Annotated in this window: 18 protein-coding genes and 1 other annotated feature; of the genes, 5 read left to right on the top strand and 13 right to left on the bottom strand. The window is 35.2% G+C overall.

Features of this window, described 5'->3' with window-relative positions; translation table 11 throughout:
* Positions 1 to 31: 31 nt before the first annotated feature.
* On the bottom strand, positions 32 to 574 hold the full coding sequence (locus tag L8T27_RS08210; protein ID WP_237941260.1) for a GNAT family N-acetyltransferase: 543 nt from the start codon (positions 572 to 574) through the stop codon (positions 32 to 34).
* 206 nt (positions 575 to 780) lie between these two features.
* On the opposite strand from L8T27_RS08210, the gene L8T27_RS08205 reads away from it, so the two are divergent.
* Positions 781 to 1071, top strand: a complete 291-nt coding sequence (locus L8T27_RS08205) for a hypothetical protein (RefSeq protein WP_248574478.1) — start codon at positions 781 to 783, stop codon at positions 1069 to 1071.
* A gap of 78 nt (positions 1072 to 1149) precedes the next feature.
* On the opposite strand, the gene L8T27_RS08200 is transcribed toward L8T27_RS08205, so the two are convergent.
* From L8T27_RS08200 to vanR, 5 genes are all read right to left on the bottom strand, one after another.
* Complete coding sequence (locus L8T27_RS08200) at positions 1150 to 2082, bottom strand: metallophosphoesterase (RefSeq protein WP_233314217.1); 933 nt, start codon at positions 2080 to 2082, stop codon at positions 1150 to 1152.
* Positions 2083 to 2094: 12 nt separating this feature from the next.
* Positions 2095 to 4014, bottom strand: a complete 1920-nt coding sequence (locus tag L8T27_RS08195) for an FtsX-like permease family protein (protein WP_237941259.1) — start codon at positions 4012 to 4014, stop codon at positions 2095 to 2097.
* Positions 4011 to 4772 carry an ABC transporter ATP-binding protein gene (locus L8T27_RS08190; RefSeq protein ID WP_233314219.1) on the bottom strand — a complete coding sequence of 254 codons (762 nt, stop codon included), beginning with the start codon at positions 4770 to 4772 and terminating at the stop codon, positions 4011 to 4013. Before L8T27_RS08190 ends, L8T27_RS08195 begins: the two co-directional genes overlap by 4 nt.
* A gap of 130 nt (positions 4773 to 4902) precedes the next feature.
* Positions 4903 to 5979, bottom strand: coding sequence for a sensor histidine kinase (locus L8T27_RS08185; protein ID WP_237941258.1), 1077 nt, complete (start codon positions 5977 to 5979; stop codon positions 4903 to 4905).
* A complete protein-coding gene (vanR, locus tag L8T27_RS08180) occupies positions 5972 to 6667 on the bottom strand; it encodes a VanR-ABDEGLN family response regulator transcription factor (protein WP_237941257.1) in 696 nt (231 codons plus the stop codon). Before vanR ends, L8T27_RS08185 begins: the two co-directional genes overlap by 8 nt.
* 206 nt (positions 6668 to 6873) lie before the next feature.
* Here vanR and L8T27_RS08175 point away from each other — a divergent pair, with 206 nt between their 5' ends.
* Positions 6874 to 7572 carry a DUF2711 family protein gene (locus tag L8T27_RS08175; protein WP_311315941.1) on the top strand — a complete coding sequence of 233 codons (699 nt, stop codon included), beginning with the start codon at positions 6874 to 6876 and terminating at the stop codon, positions 7570 to 7572.
* A gap of 128 nt (positions 7573 to 7700) precedes the next feature.
* Here the strand turns inward: L8T27_RS08175 and L8T27_RS08170 are convergent, their stop codons facing one another.
* Positions 7701 to 8171, bottom strand: coding sequence for a flavin reductase family protein (locus L8T27_RS08170; protein WP_237941255.1), 471 nt, complete (start codon positions 8169 to 8171; stop codon positions 7701 to 7703).
* Positions 8172 to 8216: 45 nt separating this feature from the next.
* On the bottom strand, positions 8217 to 9482 hold the full coding sequence (locus L8T27_RS08165; protein WP_248574477.1) for an acyl-CoA dehydrogenase family protein: 1266 nt from the start codon (positions 9480 to 9482) through the stop codon (positions 8217 to 8219).
* A 132-nt stretch (positions 9483 to 9614) separates the two neighbouring features.
* Between L8T27_RS08165 and L8T27_RS28635 the strand changes: the two genes are divergently transcribed.
* A complete protein-coding gene (locus L8T27_RS28635; RefSeq protein WP_282581427.1) occupies positions 9615 to 10169 on the top strand; it encodes a TetR/AcrR family transcriptional regulator C-terminal domain-containing protein in 555 nt (184 codons plus the stop codon).
* Positions 10170 to 10295: 126 nt separating this feature from the next.
* Here the strand turns inward: L8T27_RS28635 and L8T27_RS08150 are convergent, their stop codons facing one another.
* From L8T27_RS08150 to L8T27_RS08130, 5 genes are all read right to left on the bottom strand, one after another.
* Complete coding sequence (locus tag L8T27_RS08150; RefSeq protein WP_237941253.1) at positions 10296 to 11726, bottom strand: 6-phospho-beta-glucosidase; 1431 nt, start codon at positions 11724 to 11726, stop codon at positions 10296 to 10298.
* Positions 11727 to 11737: 11 nt separating this feature from the next.
* Positions 11738 to 13618 carry a beta-glucoside-specific PTS transporter subunit IIABC gene (locus L8T27_RS08145; RefSeq protein WP_233314226.1) on the bottom strand — a complete coding sequence of 627 codons (1881 nt, stop codon included), beginning with the start codon at positions 13616 to 13618 and terminating at the stop codon, positions 11738 to 11740.
* 103 nt (positions 13619 to 13721) lie between these two features.
* Positions 13722 to 14558: a BglG family transcription antiterminator LicT gene (gene licT, locus L8T27_RS08140; RefSeq protein ID WP_237941252.1), complete on the bottom strand. Its 837-nt coding sequence runs from the start codon at positions 14556 to 14558 to the stop codon at positions 13722 to 13724.
* 409 nt (positions 14559 to 14967) lie between these two features.
* Positions 14968 to 15783: a Cof-type HAD-IIB family hydrolase gene (locus tag L8T27_RS08135; protein ID WP_233314228.1), complete on the bottom strand. Its 816-nt coding sequence runs from the start codon at positions 15781 to 15783 to the stop codon at positions 14968 to 14970.
* 472 nt (positions 15784 to 16255) lie between these two features.
* On the bottom strand, positions 16256 to 16711 hold the full coding sequence (locus L8T27_RS08130; RefSeq protein ID WP_233314229.1) for a VOC family protein: 456 nt from the start codon (positions 16709 to 16711) through the stop codon (positions 16256 to 16258).
* Between the two features lie 328 nt (positions 16712 to 17039).
* Here L8T27_RS08130 and L8T27_RS08125 point away from each other — a divergent pair, with 328 nt between their 5' ends.
* The gene (locus L8T27_RS08125) at positions 17040 to 17234 is read left to right on the top strand and encodes a CsbD family protein (protein WP_237941251.1); all 195 of its coding nucleotides are present in this window, start codon (positions 17040 to 17042) and stop codon (positions 17232 to 17234) included.
* 192 nt (positions 17235 to 17426) lie between these two features.
* Positions 17427 to 17706: a binding site (T-box leader), on the top strand.
* A gap of 62 nt (positions 17707 to 17768) precedes the next feature.
* Positions 17769 to 18980 (top strand): MFS transporter, encoded by a 1212-nt coding sequence (locus L8T27_RS08120; RefSeq protein ID WP_237941250.1) that lies wholly within the window; start codon positions 17769 to 17771, stop codon positions 18978 to 18980.
* The last annotated feature ends 101 nt before the right edge of the window (positions 18981 to 19081 follow it).

Here is a 19081-nt window from a genome sequence, read left to right as displayed (position 1 = left end):
ATAATTTTAGTAAATAGAAAGAAAAGACCATTCACTTATCCATTTGCCTGCGCCAAATCATATGATGCGCTCCCTCTCCCCAATAATCTTCTAACAATAAGTATGGACTGCCAAGTTTTTTCGTCCATACTTTTTGAGCGAGCTGATAGCCGCTGTCCAAGCAATATTCTTTTATTCCCTTGCTTTTTAAGACTTCGAGGATTGCCTGCAAAAGCAGTGTGCCAATCCCTTTGTTCTGATGGTCTGGATGAACAAACGCTGTGCCCACCTCCAACATATCAGTGAATTCTCCCTTTGTTTCTCTTACTATTAATGCACTTACAGGGCCATATGCAATGCAGCCGAGCAAGTCTCCAGTAGCTTTATCAGTTGCCAATAAAAAATATCGCTTCTTTCCGCCGCTCGCAAAATCTTCGTTAAGCTGGTCCTGCTTTTCCTGAAGCTCCATTTGTCTGTCCTCGACAAGATTGGCAATACCATTCTTATCAAACGTGCTTTTGAGCATGATATCAAAAAAATGCTGCAGTTCTTTTCGGTCTGTCTCGAGCGGCCGTCTTATTTCTATTAAATGCATCTTTATTCCTCCCCATTATGCCTGTTTTTTCTAGTGTAATCCTTTTCTTCATGCATATAAATAGGACAATAATATAACTTGTGATAAGTTCCTATTTTTTGTAATATTAAAATCAAAGGAGTGGATATTAATGGAATTAGCACTCAGTTTGTTTCGGTTTGTGGGGGAGATCATCGCAGCTATTGCGATGAGTGCTTGGGCACATTATGAGGAAAAATGGAAAAGAAACTAATCATACAAAGATGACTGATAATAAACTGCCTTGGTATCTGAAAGAAAAAGTATTGTTTGTGCTGTGCTTTATATTACCGCCAATTGCCTATTTCATTGTAATGGCTAATAAGAAAAAATTAGGCAGAAAACGGTACTTAGAGCTGTTAACATTTTCGACATTAATGGTTAGTATTTGGCTGTTAAAATTCCTGCCAAACTTGCTGTATTTTTTGATTTTGCTTATTATCATCCTGGCACTCATATTTAAGCCCTGGAAAAAATAAAAAAATAAGAGGAGTTTCCCTCTTATTTTTTTTAATGAAAAGATGGACTTTGCACTCCAAATTACCAGCTTTTATAGGTTACTTTGCTTTTAAAGTGATTAACCCAATGCTCGGTGTATTAAACAGACGAAATTGTGCAAACCAAGGTCCACTTACACCTAATCCGTTATTTATATATTGGGTATGATTATCAACCGTATGCACACCTGTTACGTTCACTTTACCAGGAAATAAGCCAAAATTCGGAGCATACAGCGGACCGATAATCGGCAATTTGAATTGTCCTCCAAGCGTATGACCGTTAAGACTGACATCCCATTGTCTCCATTCTTTGTCTGCATCATTTAATGTTGTTGTCCGATATTCATGCAGATACGGATCTTCATAATCAATTTCTGTGGCACGGTGGGATATTTCAACCGTAAAGGGGTCTTGCTGCTCCTTAAGTCGAGCTTCAAACGCTTCTTTTTCTTCTAACAATTGACTTGAAATATCACCTGCTCCTACTTCATTCATGCCAACATACGGATTTGTTTTTAACCAAATCGAGTCTCCTCCCTTCTTAATCTCCATCCCTGGATAGAGTGGCTTGACATTATATTTTGTAAACAAATCATAAAAACGGTCACCCTTTTTCAATGCAGCCGTACTGTTATCTCCATCCTTATCACCTAAAATATAATACATGTCGTTATTTTTCGGCATTCCCTTTAATAAGCTTTCAAGCGGCTGCAAATTCTCTTCTTCTTCGGAAATATAGTCTCCTGTGAAAACAACTGCATCATATTGCTGTTTTTTTATTACATTCACTAGTTTTTTTTGATTGTTTCCAAATTCCTTTCCTTTTAAATCAGAAATCTGCAAAATTTTAAAGTTATCAAATGCTGCTGGTAAACGATTATGAGCAATTGTCACTTTGTCTACAGTTACATGTGAATTGCTCCAGATAGTGCCAAGTAGGAATAGAATAATTACACCAATAATAATCCAAGCTGTTTTTATTTTTTTCACTTTCATTCTCCTTTAGTGCTTAATGATTTTTTTATAGCTTTTTTCGGTGAATAGATAGGTTGCACCATAAATGACTGTAAAAATGATTGCTGCAAATAATCCGCTGCCTAACACAACAAGCCAATTATCCATTGCAGCGATACCAATGATTTTTGTTACAAGCGGCAAACCGGCTCCTAAATGAAGTAGTGCTACGGTGAGTGGGGCAAAAAACATAATCAGTGTTTGCTTTCTAATGGTTTTCATAATTTCTGCTTCACTCATGCCTACTTTTTTCATAATGGCAAAGCGATTTCGATCGTCATAGCCTTCTGAAATTTGCTTATAGAAAATCATTAACGCTGTCTCGGCAACTAAAATCGCACTAATAAAAATTCCTAAAAACAGCAATCCGCCAAAACGAACTAACAGTGATTCTTTGTAAATTGACTTTGCTTCTACATCCAAATAGCCAATTTTGTCGGCCTCCTCTGCAATCGCATGGGAAAAATCATTCACTGCGTCTGCATCCCCCTGTAAGTTAAAGTCTTGATACATAGTAAGTGAGTTTTCCAAATCTAGTGTTTGCGCAAATTCACCAGTTAACGGAGCAATGACGTAAATCCAATTGCGATCAACACTGTCAGCAAGGGCTGTATCAATTGGCAAATCTTCAACCATACTTTTCACTTTAAATGATTCTTCGTTTAGGTTGATGCTTTGTAATCCTGCAGTCTCTTTATCTTTTAAAAGCATTACTTCATCTGCAGCTAGCGAAATATCCTCGTTTGTTAGTGTATTAAAATCTTCTAACGGCAAAATAAGAAAGAAGTCTTCCTTTCCATCTCCTGTTAAATCAGCAGCAAACTGTCCTCCGCGGTATGATGCAGCAGATGTAGTGTCAACATCATAACGATTTTTATTGTTATCGATAAATGTTTGCAGCTGCTGCTGCTCAGGGATGTTTTCTGCCGGATTTGTAATGGATACATCGAACTGAAAGCTATTGTTCAGCATCGTATTAACACCTAAATATAAGGAAATGGTAGTTGTCATAACAATTAAGGTCGCCGTGCTTAACACAGCAATATTTGCTAATCCGACCGCATTTTGTTTCATCCGAAAAATCATGGTTGAAATGAGGGTAAAATTGTTTTTGTTATAATAAATGCTATTCTTTTTGCGCAGCATTTTAAGGAGAACAATACTTGCCGCAATAAAAAGCAAGTACGTTGCTGCCACAACAAGGACTATTGCTGTAATCATCGCACTTATATCTAATTTTGGGTCTTTAACAGTAAATGATAGAAGATATCCTGAGAATAAGAGGACACCACCAAGCACTGCCAGCACAAGCTTCGCCTTCGGTTCCCGCTCCCCTATTTGGGCCCCTTTCATTAATTCAATCACTGAAACAGAGTGAATCTGCTTTAAGTTAAAGACCAGGATAATGGAAAAGACCATTATAAATATGCCAATCGTTTTTAATAAGGCAGGTATAGAAATCATACTGACTGTTAACGGGACCTTCATCATGGCGGACATAGCTATGCCGACAGCTTGATTTAATACTAGACCAACTGCAATACCACCTATCATTGTGAATAGTGCAATAAGCGCAGTTTCTAGTATTAATATTTTTCGAATATGCTTTTTCTCCAAACCTAATAAATTATATAAACCCATTTCCTTCTTTCGTTTCTTAAATATAAAGCTGTTGGCATACATCAAAAAGAACAGAGATAGTACGGTAAACAATAAACTGCCAAACTTCATCACGTCGATGGTAAAGTTCCCGCCTGAAATGGATTTCAGCGCATGAGCATTGACCAGGCTGTTAATGGTATAAAACAGGGCTATAATGACCATGCAAGTAAATAGATAGGGCCGAAACATTAAGCCATTGGTTTTGATGTTCGTTACCGCTAATTTCACATACCATTTTTTATTCATAGGCTGCGGCTCCTTTGTGCAATTGCTGCTGATTGCATGTCAAAAATTTGTTGGGTTATATCTTCATTCTTATCTCTTTTATGGATCTCACTGTTGATTTTTCCGTCTTTAATAAACAGCACACGGCTTGCTTTACTTGCTGCATACACACTATGTGTCACCATAATGATGGTTTGGCCCGCTTGATGAAATCTTGCAAACAAATTCAACAGCTCCTGTGCAGAACGAGAATCGAGTGCGCCAGTCGGTTCATCAGCTAAAATTAAGCTCGGGGCTGTGATTAACGCCCGTGCAACTGCAGCTCGCTGCTGCTGGCCTCCTGAAACTTCGTACGGATATTTTTCTAAAAGATGATCAATTTCCAATATGCTTGCTAAATCCTTTATTTTTGCATTCATCTCTTTTACAGAGTGATCAGCAAGGACTAGCGGTAAAAAAATATTATCCTTTAAGGTGAATTGATCTAATAAGTTAAAATCCTGAAACACAAACCCTAAATGCTGCCGGCGAAATGCTGCCAATTCATCATTTTGAATTTGTTTGTAGTTCACACCCTCCAGCAGTACTTCCCCTCTTGTAACGTCATCTAAAGAAGCTAAAATATTTAAGAGTGTTGATTTGCCTGAGCCTGACTCTCCCATAATGGCAATATATTCTCCTTTATTTACAGTGAAGTTAATATCAACCAATGCCTCAACCTTTGCACCTTTGTGAGACTGATAAACCTTTTTTACATTTTGCACCTTTAAAATTTCCATACTTATCCCTCCGAAAAATAAAAAAAGCCTTTGCTTTCAGTACTTTAATCATACTGAAACCAAAAGCTTTCTTTATTTGCGTTCTATAACAATTATCTGCTTTTTTTCTGCGTAAAATCTTACGAAATTCTTACGATAACGGCAGCTTCACAGTAAAGTTAATCTTTTGCCCATTTGAACTCGCTGTTATCGTGCCATGATGCTGTTCCATAATTTGCTTAGCAATAGCCAATCCAATTCCAGCACCGCCGCTTCGAGTCGATCTCGCTGCATCTAAGCGATAAAATTGTTCAAACAGGCGATCCAGCTTGTCACGTTCAATCGGATATCCTTCATTACTGAATTGAATCACCGCACTGTCCTCATCCTGCGTAATAGAAATAACAATTTCACTATCCTCAAAGCTATAATGCACAGCATTGCTAACTAAGTTATCAAATACTCTTTGAATTTTCTCTGCATCACAAGCAATTTCGATATGTTGCGAGTCTTCGATACGATATGTTAAATTTTTAGCTTTTAATATGGGCTGAAACTCAAACAAGAGCTGCTCCAGCATAAATGACAGATTCACTTTGCTGTAATGTAAGGAGATGGCCGATAAATTAAAGCGCGTTATCTCAAAAAACTCATTAATTAAATCATCTAAGCGCTCTGCATTAGACATTGTTACATGGATAAATTTTTGATACATCTCGTCTGAGAGATTTTTCTCATCTCGCAGTAATGTTAAGTAACCGATAATCGAGGAAATCGGTGTTTTCAAATCATGTGCCAAATACACAATTAAATCATTTTTCCGCTGCTCCGCTTCCTTTGCTGCACGCTCTTTTTCCTTCAGCTCATACCGCAGTCTTTCCATCCCCTCCTCTGCATCCTTTAAGATAGGCGGAAGCTGTAAGTCGTGTTTCTCTTCAATCGTGATCGTTTCTAGGTTTGCTGATAATGCAGCTAAATACGTTATCAGCTGTCTTCGTTGAATGATTAAAATAATAAATACGCAAGCAATAAATACACTTGGTGCCAGCAACAATAAACGGTTACTTGTCCATTTAACAGCATCTCCTATAACACCCGATAACGCTTGTGAATCATTAACACTTACTAGAATAAAAGACAAAAGAAAAATAATAACAAAACAAGATAAGGTCATGATGAAAAAGCGCAGTGCTAAATAGTTGGAGATTTGCTTAGCTTTCTTATTCAATCTTATACCCCACTCCCCAAACAGTTTTAATAAACCTCGGCTTTTTCACAGGTTCCTTCAGCTTTTCACGCAATCTAGCAATATGAGCCATCACTGTATTGTTATTCTCAATATATTTTTCTCCCCATACCTTCTCAAATAGCTCCTCAGCTGAAATAACTTTTCCTTGGTTTTCAGATAAGTGCCATAAAATAGAGAACTCGATCGGCGTTAACTCGATTGGTTCCTCAAATAAGGAACAGCGATGTGTGGATTTATTAATTTTTAATCCTCTAATATCGTACTCCTCTACATCCTTTACACTTCCTGCCTGTTCGTTGTAACGTTTATATCTGCGCAATTGAGTTTTCACTCTTGCCACTACCTCAAGTGGATTAAAAGGCTTTGTTATATAATCATCTGCTCCAATTGTTAATCCAGTAATTTTATCAATATCCTCAATCTTAGCTGTTACCATAATAATTGGATAAAAATATTGCTCCCGAATTTTTTTGCATAATTCAAATCCATTTATGCCCGGTAACATAACATCCAAGATCGCTAAATCATATTCTGTTGTTTTTATACGCTCTAACGCATCCTGCCCATTATGAAAAGTATCTACTGCATATCCTTGATCCTTCAAATAAATTTCCAATAAATTAGAAATATCCTCTTCATCTTCAACAAGCAATACTTTTTGATTCACTGCAAAATCCCCTTTTACTGTTTATGTAATTTCTAAAAATGTTTTTTTAGAATGAATTACTTTCCAATAGTATACATTAACTTTAAACTAATAGTTATATATACTCTATGAAAATCCTTGAAGTAAGGATTGATTCTACCTTTTATTATCATCATCTGCAGCTGTGTAAATATATTCTGTAAAAAGACAATGTTTGTCTAAATTTAGTGCTTAAAGGAGGAGAATACTTGTTAGATTATATTTGGTTTGATGACCAATCACCTGTTCTAAAACAACTTCCAAGCAACTTTAAATCTGCTGCCATATTACTACACCCTTTTGTCCAAATGCCTTTAGGGTGGGAGGAATCTATGAGAAAAACCCCTTGCGAACACATCTATCCAAGTAATAATGACGCCCTTACTATTGGAAAGCCTGTTTCTTGGCGGGAAATTATGTCTTATAGCGGGCTAGATTCTTATAATGCTTTAGCCTTAGCTTTGTTAACCTCTATTTATGCTCTTAAAAAAGAATATAAAGAAGTGGACTTATCTAACAAGTTAAATTCAAACCTAAAATCAGATCTTTATTTTCCAACAGATGATAGTACATCTGTATTCTTGTTACATAGCTTACTGAAAGTTCTTGGCTCAAGAGGTGCTAGCAAACTATATTATTTAGACCCAATCTTAGAAAACAGGGGGATATTAAATATAAATGATGCTACCCCTTTAGATATATGCAATCTATGTGATAAAGAGTTAATTGTGACGGATGAAAATATGGATTTCGCTTTTATGAGCTTGTATGAATCCTTTACAACCTTGTTCTTTACGAAAGATAAAAATATCGAACAAATTGTTCAAACGATGAATGGTGAAGCTGTTATATGTGACCAAAAAACGTTTATTAACTGGTATTTTTAAATATTCTTTTTGAATAAAAAAGCTGCCATGTTCATCACATAAGAAATGCTCTCCCTTTAATAGAGGGAGAGCATTTCTTATGTGATTAGAATAAAAAAGTTAAATGATATCCGTATATCAATTTTCCGTTAATCTATCATCTCTTCTTTCAAAGAACCGTACTTCCCGTTATAGTAAATAAGCGGCGCCTTATCTTCTACATAAATATCGGTTACTTTACCAATGAATAATATATGATCTCCCTCGATATGCTCTCCACTGACTTCACAGGCAATCTGCGCAATTGATCCTGGAATTACTGGTTTCCCATCAAGACGGTTAAAATCAACTTGTTTGTCCTTTAGTTGTCCTGCAAAAATCATGGATACTTCCTGCTGATCTTCGCCCAAAATATTCACTGAAAAGGTTTGACTCGATTGCAATTTTGCTAGAATACTTGCTTGTTTCCGTACAGAAATAACAATCAATTTTTGATCAAGAGATACTGACATAAAAGCATTAGCTGTCATTCCGTGTACTTCGCCCTCTACTTCTGTAGCAATAACTGTTACCCCTGTAGCAAATTTCCCCATTGCTGTGCGAAATTGTTTATCATCCATTTTAAACATTGCTCCCTCTTTTTTATGATATATTCTTGCTACCTTTTACGAATGATTTCCAATCAATTCATCTTTTTTTAAAATGGATGCTGCACCTAATGTCATGATATGCTGTGGAGGTAAACCCATAAGGACCCTTCCGTAAAGTTCAAGACCAGTGGATGCAGTAGTAAGCGCATGATTAGAACCGCCTCGGATATCTCGGAATATCTGCGACAGTCGATTCGAATCAGCTATGACTCCACCACCGCTTTCTGCCATTAGCATATCCACTGCCTCCCAGCACAACATCGAAGCATATGTCATATCTGTTTGAAGTTGTGCCAATTCTTTTATACTGAATTTTTCTCCTGTTTGTACTTTATTCTCTAAATTATCAATCGTACGACTGATATGAAGATGAGCAGATTCAACCTTCATAGCTGCAAGCCCTACTTTATACTGAATATGGCCTACTTCTGCCTGAGAAGTGTGAACTGTCATGGTAATTGGCTTATTAGGCGCTTTTTCAACAAAATATTCAATAGCCCCTCTTGCAAGTCCAAGGATTGCGCTGATTCCTGTAGTTATACTAGTGATAACTTGTACATAAGGTCTATATTTGTCGCGTCCTTCTAGGTTTTCTATAGAAATAATTTGGGACATATCCTGGACGGTGACGTATTTTTCAGGTATGAATACATTTTTCATCTCTAAACTATTACTTGCTGAACCTTTTAGGCTCATCGTATACCAATCATCTACTATTTTAATGTCATTCATCGGAACAACTGCCAACTTCATTTGCATTGCCTTGCCTTGCTGTATGGTCCTAATGTCGTTTAAATTTAATAATGCATGAGTGGCATGCTTAGATCCTGAACCAAATCCCCAAAATCCGTTCTCTACTAAATAGCCTCCCTCTACTTTTTTTACATCTGCCTTTCTTGCTTGCAAGACAGAACAAAAACGCACTTCCTCTTCTTGATTAAAGACTGTATTTAATACTTCAGTGGGTAAAGACAGAGAAGCTGTATAATTATTTCCGTTTATTATTTGAACCACCCAGCCGACTGAACCATTCCCCTTAGCCACTTCAGAGATAATTTCCACCATGGCACGGATACTAACTTCATAACCTCCGTATTTTTTTAGTGTCCCTAGCTTAAATAATCCAGCATCTGATACTTTTTTAATGACCTCATCCGGAATATGTCTCTCCTCATCGATTCTTCTGCCAAATTGCTGAAGATACGGAACTAACTCCGTTGCATTCTCCAATAGCTGCTGTTCCATTGCTGTGAGCTTTTTATTTGTCATTAAATGGACCATTAATATCTCCCCTTTTTCTACACATGTATATTTAATTTCCGTTTGTAGTTTATATGTTAAGTTGTATAATTAAAGACATCAACCGATGAAATGATCGTTCTGTTGAATAACTATACAGAAAGAGGAAATTGTATGGATAAAATGAAACAAGATGACCTCCGAATAAGAAGAACCCGCAAGCTACTGTTCCATGCTTTATTAGAGCTTATGGAAAAACAAGCCTTTGAAACTATTTCAGTTAAGCAGATATGTGATTTAGCCATGGTTCATCGAACCACTTTCTATACTCATTTTCAGGATAAATATGATTTACTTTCCAGTACTATAAGACAGATTGCCGAAGAAGAGTTACCTCTTGCTGGTAAAACTCTTTCCCCATCTGAAAGCTTTCAAGAGATATTGTCGGTAGCAACTAAACATCATAAGTTATTTTCGCAACTTTTAAATAAAGAGAGGGATTCTCTAAGCAATATTTTACGAAGAGATATGGGAGAAGGGATAAGAAAATACTTGGTTGAAAACTATGCTATGGAAGAAAATTCGATTGAACTTCACATTAGAACAGAAGCCTATATTGGAGCCATACTCGGGGTGTTAAATTGGTGGCTAGAAAACAATATGTCTATTGATTTAGAGACTTTAATGAGCAAATTGGGTATTGTTAATGAGTGGGATTTTTTTGGATAATAAATATGCTGTTAGTATGGATTAATTCGGAGTATTTTTGATGGAAACATAAAGAAGGAGGTACTTTTTAAGTAGCTCCTTCTGCAAATATTACTATCTATTCTCATTTACCATTTAATCATACTTTTAATTCGATAAGTCTTCGCCATTTGTTTGAATTACCTTCTTATACCAGTTAAATGACTTTTTCTTCGTTCTGTTTAAGGTACCATTACCATTATTGTCGCGGTCTACATAGATAAAACCATATCTTTTTTTCATTTCACCAGTACCTGCTGACACTAAATCAATGCACCCCCAGCTAGTATAACCAAGAAGGTCCACTCCATCCTCGTCTACAGCTTCTTTCATAGCCTGAATATGTGCCGCTAGATATTCGATTCGATAATCATCTTCTACATACCCCGATTCATCTGGTATATCTACAGCACCAAGGCCATTTTCAACGATAAATAAAGGTTTTTCGTAACGATCATATAAATCATTCATAGTAATACGTAAACCTAAAGGATCAATCTGCCATCCCCATTCACTTGCATGGAGGTACGGATTTTTTATAGTAGGGAATAGATTACCTGCCGTTTTTTCAACATTAGAATCTTCAGCTGCTGCTACACGGGAAGCATAATAAGAAAACGAAATAAAGTCCACAGTGTGTTTCTTTAGGATTTCAAGATCCTCAGGCTTCATATCAATGGATATATTGTTCCTAGCTAATTCTTTTAGCGCATACGCTGGATAGGCTCCTTTTGATTGCACGTCAATGAAAAAGTAATTCCCTCGATCGTTTTTCTTTGCTTCCCACACATCTTCTGGTCGACAGCTGTAAGGATAATAACTAGCAGCTGCTAACATGCATCCTACTTTATTTTCAGGATCAATCTCGTGAGCAATTCTAGTTGCTTCTGCACTTGCAACAAGTTCATGATGTGCTGCTTGATATTTTACTTGCTCCTCATTTTCGCCTTCTTCAAAACAGATTCCTGCTCCAAGAAATGGTGCATGTAGAATCATATTAATTTCATTGAAAGTAAGCCAGTATTTTACTAGACCCTTATATCGAGTAAACAATACAGTACATAAGCGTTTATAAAATTCTATCAACTGCCGATTTCGCCAACCACCATAATTTTCAATCAAATGCATTGGACAATCGAAGTGGGTGATTGTCACTAAAGGCTCAATTCCATATTTATGGCATTCTTTAAATAGGTCTTCATAAAATTTTAAACCTTCTTCATTTGGCTCCAGTTCATCGCCCTTTGGAAAAATGCGACTCCATGCAATCGATAAACGATACGTTTTAAAGCCCATTTCACCGAATAACCTAATGTCTTCTTTGAAATGATGGTACATATCAATCGCTTCTTTAGCAGGATAATAATACCCTTCTTCAAATTCAAACATTCTCTTTTTACCTGTAATAATACTTCTACGATCACTACCTGTTGGAATAACATCTACATTTGCTAAACCTCTTCCACCTTGATCGAATCCGCCTTCACATTGATTTGCAGCCGTAGCTCCGCCCCATAAAAAATCTTTTCTAAATCCCATTATTCTTCCTCCTATTTCATTATTTTAATTATTTCTTCTCCAAACTTAATTGCGTTATCATTTGCTGTTAGTATTTCTCCAACTTCTGCCGAATTTGTAATCACAATCGGAGTAATTGTCTTATATCCTTTTGATTTAATTCCCTCAAGGTCAAACTGAATCAACTTATCTCCTATTCGAACTTCTTGTCCTTTCTGAATAAGATACTCATATCCTTCGCCGTTTAGTTGAACTGTATCTATTCCAATATGGATTAAAAGTTCTATACCATCTTCACTCGTAAGACCTATTGCATGTTTTGAATCAAACACGGCGCTTACTGTACCATTTATCGGTGAAACAACCGTACCTTCTGATGGTTCAATTGCAACACCTTGCCCTAATATTTCTTCTGAAAACATGCCATCATCTACGTGCTTTAAACCGTGTAAAGTGCCTTGCATCGGAGATAAAACTGTTGCACCATTTATATGCTGCTTCTCCTTTGCTGCCGGTTTTTTTGGTTCAGATGCTCCATCAACTACTGATTCTACTGGATCTTTATAAAGTATTAATGTTGCAATAAACGTTACTACAATACTGATAACTGCCCCTATACATGCAAAATAGAAGAAACTTAATGTGTTGTCTCCAATATAACTAGGTAATGTTAGCAGACCTGGTGAGCCACCAGAAAAGTTTCTTACTCTAAAAATCCCCATGAATAACCCACCTACTCCACCGCCAATCATTGCCGCGTAAAGTGGTGTTTTAAAGCGTAAATTAACACCATATAAAGCAGGTTCTGTAATACCAAATAGACCAGTCAAACCAGCAGAATAAGCTAATTGTTTAATCTTAGTATCCTTCGATTTAATACCAACCCCAATAGCAGCAGCACCTTGGCTTACATTGGAAGCAAGCATTCCAGGATAAATCACTGTATCATAACCTGTTGTCATCCGATTGTTAATTCCAATTGGAACTAGACCATAATGAGTACCTGTTGCTACAAGTAATGGAGTGAATGTACCAACCAACAATGGCACGATCCATGGACTAACAGATTCTAAAGCTGTTATTCCATTTGATATAGCATCACTAATCAAATAACCAATAGGTCCTAATACCACAAGACTAACTGTTCCTACAATAAAAATCGTAATCAATGGTTTACTAAAAAACTTAATTGCCTTTGGAGAAAGTTTATCTGCAATAGGTTCAATATAAGACATAAACCATACAGAAAGAATAATTGGTATTACAGAAGAAGAATAAGATACTGCTGAAATCGGCAGTCCCAAAAGATGAATGCTACCTCCAGACTCTTTTACTGTATTTACCATCGTAACAAAAGATGGATGTAGTAAGATTCCTCCAACCATTATAGCTAAATACATATTTGTCTTAAATTTTTGTGCAGAAGATGCTGCTAGCAAAATAGGCAAAAAGTAGAATGCAGCATCTGCCATGAAATTAATAACTTGATAACTTTGGCTTTCCGTTGTTAAAACCTTAAATACAACTAAAACAGATAAAACTGCTTTTAGCATCCCTGCCGCTGTTATGGCTGGAAGAATCGGTGTGAAGATACCTGTAATTGTATCAATCACTTTTGCAAAAGTAGAACGTTTATCTTCTCCTTTAGCCTCTTCCCCTTCATTTGAAATATTGGTTTGCTTAGTTATCTCTTTATAAACATTTCCTACATCGCTTCCAATAATAACTTGGTACTGACCACCTTTGTTTACTACTCCCATTATACCGGATGTGTTTTTTAACGCTTGTTCATCCGTTTTTGTGTCGTCTTTTAAATTGAAACGCAAGCGTGTAGCACAGTGATTCAAACTTTTAACATTTCCTTCACCACCAACTTTGTCGATGATTAATTTCGCTAACTCTTGATAGTTCATCTCTATCATCCTCCGTTTTAGAAAAAATGAATAAAAAAATACCTAAATGAATTCCTCAAAACAAGAGGGTCCATTTAGGTATAGCCTGCAAACAGTAACAATCCTAGTCATTTGTTATTCTTTTTATGTGTATCGTTAAATAGATTAACTCATCTTCTTCTAAATCTTTCCCAAGTTCCTTTTTTATATATTCCCTAATTTTCAATGCACAGGCATACTCGTTTGTATATTTTTCCTTCAACATAAAAATAAAACTCGTTGTCCCTGCATCATCCAATTTCACATCACTATACAAACGTTGAAAGAAAAATTTCAAGTGCGTGATAAATCGTTCGTAATAAAGGGAATACTCGTCCAACTCAATTTTGAAGTGAAACTTTATAATACTTAGAATATTTTGGATAACCTTCGCTATTTCTGAAACGCGACTTATTTGTCCCATATCCAGTTCTGCATTTACAATATGTAAGGCAATAAATCCAGCTTCATCTTCCGGTAAATCAACCCCAAGCCGGTTTCTTACAATTGATAACGCTTCTTTACCAATTAAGAACTCATGGTTATAAAACCTCTTAATCTCCCAAAGAAGAGCATTTTTAATTTCCATCCCATTCTCATAGCGCTCAATTGCATAACTAATATGATCAGTCAATGTTAAGAAGATGTTTTCACTTAATTTTTTTCCAAGTGAAACCTTCGCAAAGCTAATGATTTCATTGGCAACCTGAATATGTTCGAGTGGGATGGAAGAAAGCAACTGGGTTAACTTATTGACACTCCACTCCTTTGAACTGAGATAGATATTCTCAATTCGAGTTTCATCAATACCGTCGCCGACTTTTTTCTTAAAGCCGATACCGCTTCCCATTACGACAATTTCATGATTATCATGATTTCTTGACAATACGATATTATTATTAATTACTTTATAAACATTCATCGATAGTCCCTATTCATCTTAAAATTCATTAATTAAAGCCATTCATTAATCAAAGCAAACATTAGGTATAGCCCACAATAAAGCGGTAACAATCCTTGAGGTAAGTCTAGCATAGGTAATTTCTTGTTGTCAATTTAATATTTACCAGTATTACTTGCCTATTAAAATTGTATAGCTTAGTACTAGTAGATTCCATAAAAATTGGATATTATTCTATCAAAATCGTCGATTCTTCACGATGATTAGTTTTATTTTCAAATCTACAAATCCTTTCAGGCTTATCAGAAAAAGACACGTTATATGAAATTGGATGGTTAAATGGAATAATTGAAACTGAATATACTACAGTTGAGACAAAAAAGAGCATTCCTTCTAAAGAAAGTGCTCCACTATAGTGTCGATACAATATTTATGATGTAAATGGCCCTTGCTTAGCGAAGTATTGATCTATGATATCCAATACCCCATTATTATTATTAGATGGCGCTAAATATTTTGCTATATGTTTTACCTCAGCGCTTCCGTTTTCCATAGCAAACCCATACTCTACATGCTTTAACATTTCCATATCATTTCCACCATCACCAAAAGCCATCGTTTCATTGTCTTTTATATTCCACTTTTCTTGTAACAATTGAATTCCAGAGGCTTTATGAAAAGCAGGCACAATTAAGTCAATGCTTCCATGCCCACTAGAAACAGGTGATACTAAATTCCCAATGCTACTATGAAGCAAGTCTCTTAACGGAAGCGTCTCATCCTCTGGACAAGATAAGGCAAATTTTAAAATTTGATCATTTACATTATCAAAACTTGGAATCCTCTTCAAGCGGTGATAATACTTATTCATCGTATTAAAAAACGTATCAGAAACCTCTTCTAGAACATAGGCACTTTCTTTGCCACATAACACAGTTGTAAATTTATTATGTGACCCCAATTCTTCTAGGATTACCTTCACGTGGCTTTTTGGAATGTCAACAGAGAATACTTCTTCACCTTGATCGACTATAAAAGCACCATTTTCGGAAACATAACTAATTTCATCTTGTATATCATCAAAAAATGATTTCAACTGGTAATATTGATTTCCACTTGCAACAACAAATCGTATTCCTAGCTCTTTCATCTTTTTATATTGCTTAAAAAATCGCTCTTTATCATATTCCATTTGATTATTTAGAAAAGTACCATCCATATCAACTGCTATGAGCTTAATAGTCATACTTTGACCTCCAGTAGTTTTATCCTTCCACCATTAAAGTACGGGTCCTTGTAGAAGTTAAATCTCTCTATTAAGAACAAAACTTATTAAACATGTTTAATAAGTTTTGTTCTTAATATACCATATCTTTTCAGATGAGGGTAATAATCATTTTAAATTCCTATTTTCTATTCGCTCAAACATTCTAGAACACATACAATCTTATACGTCTTTTAGTACAAGTTAATAATGCTATTTGCGAATTTGAGAAATAAATTTCTCCTCAATCTTCAAAAAAATACGTAGCAATAACTAAGTGAAAATTAAGTATTGCTGCGTATTTCATTATTAAAAGCGAGGTATTCATTCATAAATCGTTTATCCTACTAACTTTCTGTTTATATCTATTAGAATTATTCCACATCTTCTCAATTTATTATTCAATCTCAGCTTTAATCTCTGTTATTAGATTCGACTATTAAAAAAGGATAATTTATTTGAATTTATACCATTCTTCTAATGTCATCATTTTAAACTCTTCTTCATAATCCAATCTTAACGGAGAAATCAATTCAATACTATTTCCATCTGGATCTTTAAAATAGATTGCGGCATGTGCTTGTGGATTATTTGGTAATACTAATGGCTGTTTTTCAGGTGGAAAGCCAAAATTTGTTGAGACATCTATGTTTCTTTCTTTTAACCATTCTTTAATATCCTGCATATTATCTCTATCAATTTGGAAAGCAATATGCCTTAAAGAAGGATGGTAAGGTGTATTTACCATATCTGTTTCCCATAATCCTAACCAGCTTCTTCCCTTCTCAATCCAAAAAAATGCTAATTTTTCTTTTTGATAGGCTATTTCTAAGTCTAATTTTTTATAAAACTCAATAGATGTTATTAAATTACTGACAGGTAAATGTGCTTCATATATTCCTTTAATCATGATTAGTCCTCCCATATATTGCACTATATGAATAAAAGAATTCTTCACCAATTAGATAAAAACCTTCTTGGACAATCCTGCCCGATTTGTTCCTTATCCATTTATTTTAAATCTATTCTATGAAAGCTACTACTATTGTACCAGAGCGGTAAAACTATCTTTCATCGCCTTATTAGAATGCATCAATATTTTAATATAAGTTATACATAGTAAGAAATTCTATGTAAACTACCCGTTATAGCTCATTCGATTATAGTAACGTTTAACAAAAATATGAACTGGGTACTAAATAATATAACTAAAAAGTACTAAAAAGGAGTGCATAATCATGGCAGAAAATAAACAAAGTATAGCAGATAAAGTAAAAAGTGGTGTATCTAAAGTTAAAGGGGAAGCGAAGGATCAGATAGGTAACGCGAAAGGCGATAAGAGTATGCAAGCTGATGGTAAAAAAGATAAAGTCAAAGGTAAATTACAGGAAACAACAGGTAAATTAAAAGAAGATGACGACAGTAAGTATTAATACCAATTTTGGCTGCCCTTTGGCAGCTATTTTTATGCCAAACTCTCCGCAGGATCTCCAATAAGTTTTTACCGCTAGCTATCCAGCACGGTTTGTTACTAGAAATACTCTTTCCTTATTCAAACAAAAAAAATTCCATTGTTTTCAAGAATTACTTTTTTTATACTGTTAATTAATGTATAATCTCCATTAATAAATGCATTGAAGAGAAGAGTAAGTGTGCAAAAGCATAACAGAGAACTCCAGTTGCTGGAAATGGAGGATGTAATGGTACACTGAAACAAGCCTTAGAGCAGCATATAGGATATTTCGTTCTGATATTGATTATGTGCCGGTTTTCTCCCGTTAAAGAGAATAGTATAAACATTCCATTTAATGGCTGTGTTGTACTTGAAAGGTTTCTGTGGTAACACAGAAATAAACTGGGGTGGTACCACGAACTTCTAAACTTGTAAGGAGTCTCGTCCCCAAGGATATTATCCTTGGAGGTGAGATTTTTTTTATTTATTAATCTTATATTTAGGAGTTACTGAAATGAAATGGAAAAACCCGAGTTTACTGTTATTTGGTATTGGAATTTCTAATATAGGTGCATGGGTTTATTTAATCGCTTTAAACTTAATTATTTTAAATATGACGAAGTCACCGTTAGCCGTATCAATACTATATATACTTCTACCTCTTGCCACCTTAGTTACAAATTTTTGGTCTGGAACTGTCATTGACCGCTTTAACAAAAGGAATCTAATGATTATTTTAGACTTAATTAGAGCCATATTAATTTTCACCTTGCCTTTTGTAGATTCTCTTTTTCTGATTTATGTGGCAGTCTTTATGATTAATATAGCCAGTTCAATCTTTGAACCTACTTCAATGGTTTACATGACAAAGTTAATTCCTAAAACAAGTAGGCAGAAATTTAATGCAATGAGAAACTTCATCCATTCATGTGGATTTATAATCGGGCCATCTGTTGCTGGGTTCCTTTTTATTGTTGGGTCACCTTACCTAGCTATATTTGCGAATTCCTTTGCATTAGCCTTATCAGCAATCGTCATTTTGCTACTTCCAAATGTGGAGATAAAGAATGAGGAAATCATAATTCAGCGGATTAATATAACATTAATCTTAAATGACTGGAAAAATATCATTAATTTCAGTAGAAAAAATATTTATGTGACGCTAGTTTATGTTCTATTTAGTATGATTACAGTGTTTATGACTGCCTTAGATTCCTTAGAAGCAGCTTTTGCCACAGAAGTATTAGCGCTATCTGAAAGCAAATATGGATTTCTAGTCAGTATTGCAGGAGTTGGGATTATTGGTGGTTCACTAGTAAATGCGTTATTTGCCAACAAATTGAATCTAAACATTCTAATTGGACTTGGTGCCATCTTTACCCCTATTGGCTACATAATCTTTGCTTTTTCACCTAATTTCATATGGGCATCTATTGGGTTCTTTACATTAACTTTTTTCTTATCATTCGCCAATATAGGATTTTTATCTTTCTATCAAAACAATGTACCCGTAGATATTATGGGAAGATTCTCTAGTATCTTAAGGATTTTCGAAGCTGGTTTAATCCTATTATTTACGATAACAATCGGCTTATTTGCTGAAATATTTGAACTTCGTGGTGTATATATAATAGGATCCTTCAGTTTTTTAGTATTGGGGATCATCATACATTTTATTGTAACTGTGAAGTCAAAAAGACATTATTATGAACGAGTGTTAGATTAATAACAACAAAGTTTAAGACAAAGCAAGTCCTTGTCTTAGACAGAAAAGAACAAGGCTATTCTTCTCCCCCATAAATGGTAAACCTAACTAAACCCGCCCAT

The organism is Niallia sp. Man26, from assembly GCF_022049065.2.
GTDB lineage: Bacteria > Bacillota > Bacilli > Bacillales > Cytobacillaceae > Niallia.
Note: the sequence above shows the minus strand (reverse complement) of the source record. Positions and strands in the feature narration are given on the sequence as shown.

What these genes read in the sequence shown, in the direction of transcription:
- L8T27_RS08120 (WP_237941250.1), top strand. Translation starts at nt 17,769, where the DNA reads ATGAAATGGAAAAACCCGAGTTTACTGTTATTTGGTATTGGAATTTCT.
- L8T27_RS08190 (WP_233314219.1), bottom strand. Translation starts at nt 4,772, where the DNA reads ATGGAAATTTTAAAGGTGCAAAATGTAAAAAAGGTTTATCAGTCTCAC.
- L8T27_RS08165 (WP_248574477.1), bottom strand. Translation starts at nt 9,482, where the DNA reads ATGGTCCATTTAATGACAAATAAAAAGCTCACAGCAATGGAACAGCAG.
- L8T27_RS08195 (WP_237941259.1), bottom strand. Translation starts at nt 4,014, where the DNA reads ATGAATAAAAAATGGTATGTGAAATTAGCGGTAACGAACATCAAAACC.
- L8T27_RS08170 (WP_237941255.1), bottom strand. Translation starts at nt 8,171, where the DNA reads ATGGATGATAAACAATTTCGCACAGCAATGGGGAAATTTGCTACAGGG.
- L8T27_RS08130 (WP_233314229.1), bottom strand. Translation starts at nt 16,711, where the DNA reads ATGATTAAAGGAATATATGAAGCACATTTACCTGTCAGTAATTTAATA.
- L8T27_RS08145 (WP_233314226.1), bottom strand. Translation starts at nt 13,618, where the DNA reads ATGAACTATCAAGAGTTAGCGAAATTAATCATCGACAAAGTTGGTGGT.
- L8T27_RS08125 (WP_237941251.1), top strand. Translation starts at nt 17,040, where the DNA reads ATGGCAGAAAATAAACAAAGTATAGCAGATAAAGTAAAAAGTGGTGTA.
- L8T27_RS08135 (WP_233314228.1), bottom strand. Translation starts at nt 15,783, where the DNA reads ATGACTATTAAGCTCATAGCAGTTGATATGGATGGTACTTTTCTAAAT.
- L8T27_RS08150 (WP_237941253.1), bottom strand. Translation starts at nt 11,726, where the DNA reads ATGGGATTTAGAAAAGATTTTTTATGGGGCGGAGCTACGGCTGCAAAT.
- L8T27_RS28635 (WP_282581427.1), top strand. Translation starts at nt 9,615, where the DNA reads ATGGATAAAATGAAACAAGATGACCTCCGAATAAGAAGAACCCGCAAG.
- L8T27_RS08210 (WP_237941260.1), bottom strand. Translation starts at nt 574, where the DNA reads ATGCATTTAATAGAAATAAGACGGCCGCTCGAGACAGACCGAAAAGAA.
- L8T27_RS08205 (WP_248574478.1), top strand. Translation starts at nt 781, where the DNA reads ATGAGGAAAAATGGAAAAGAAACTAATCATACAAAGATGACTGATAAT.
- licT (WP_237941252.1), bottom strand. Translation starts at nt 14,558, where the DNA reads ATGAATGTTTATAAAGTAATTAATAATAATATCGTATTGTCAAGAAAT.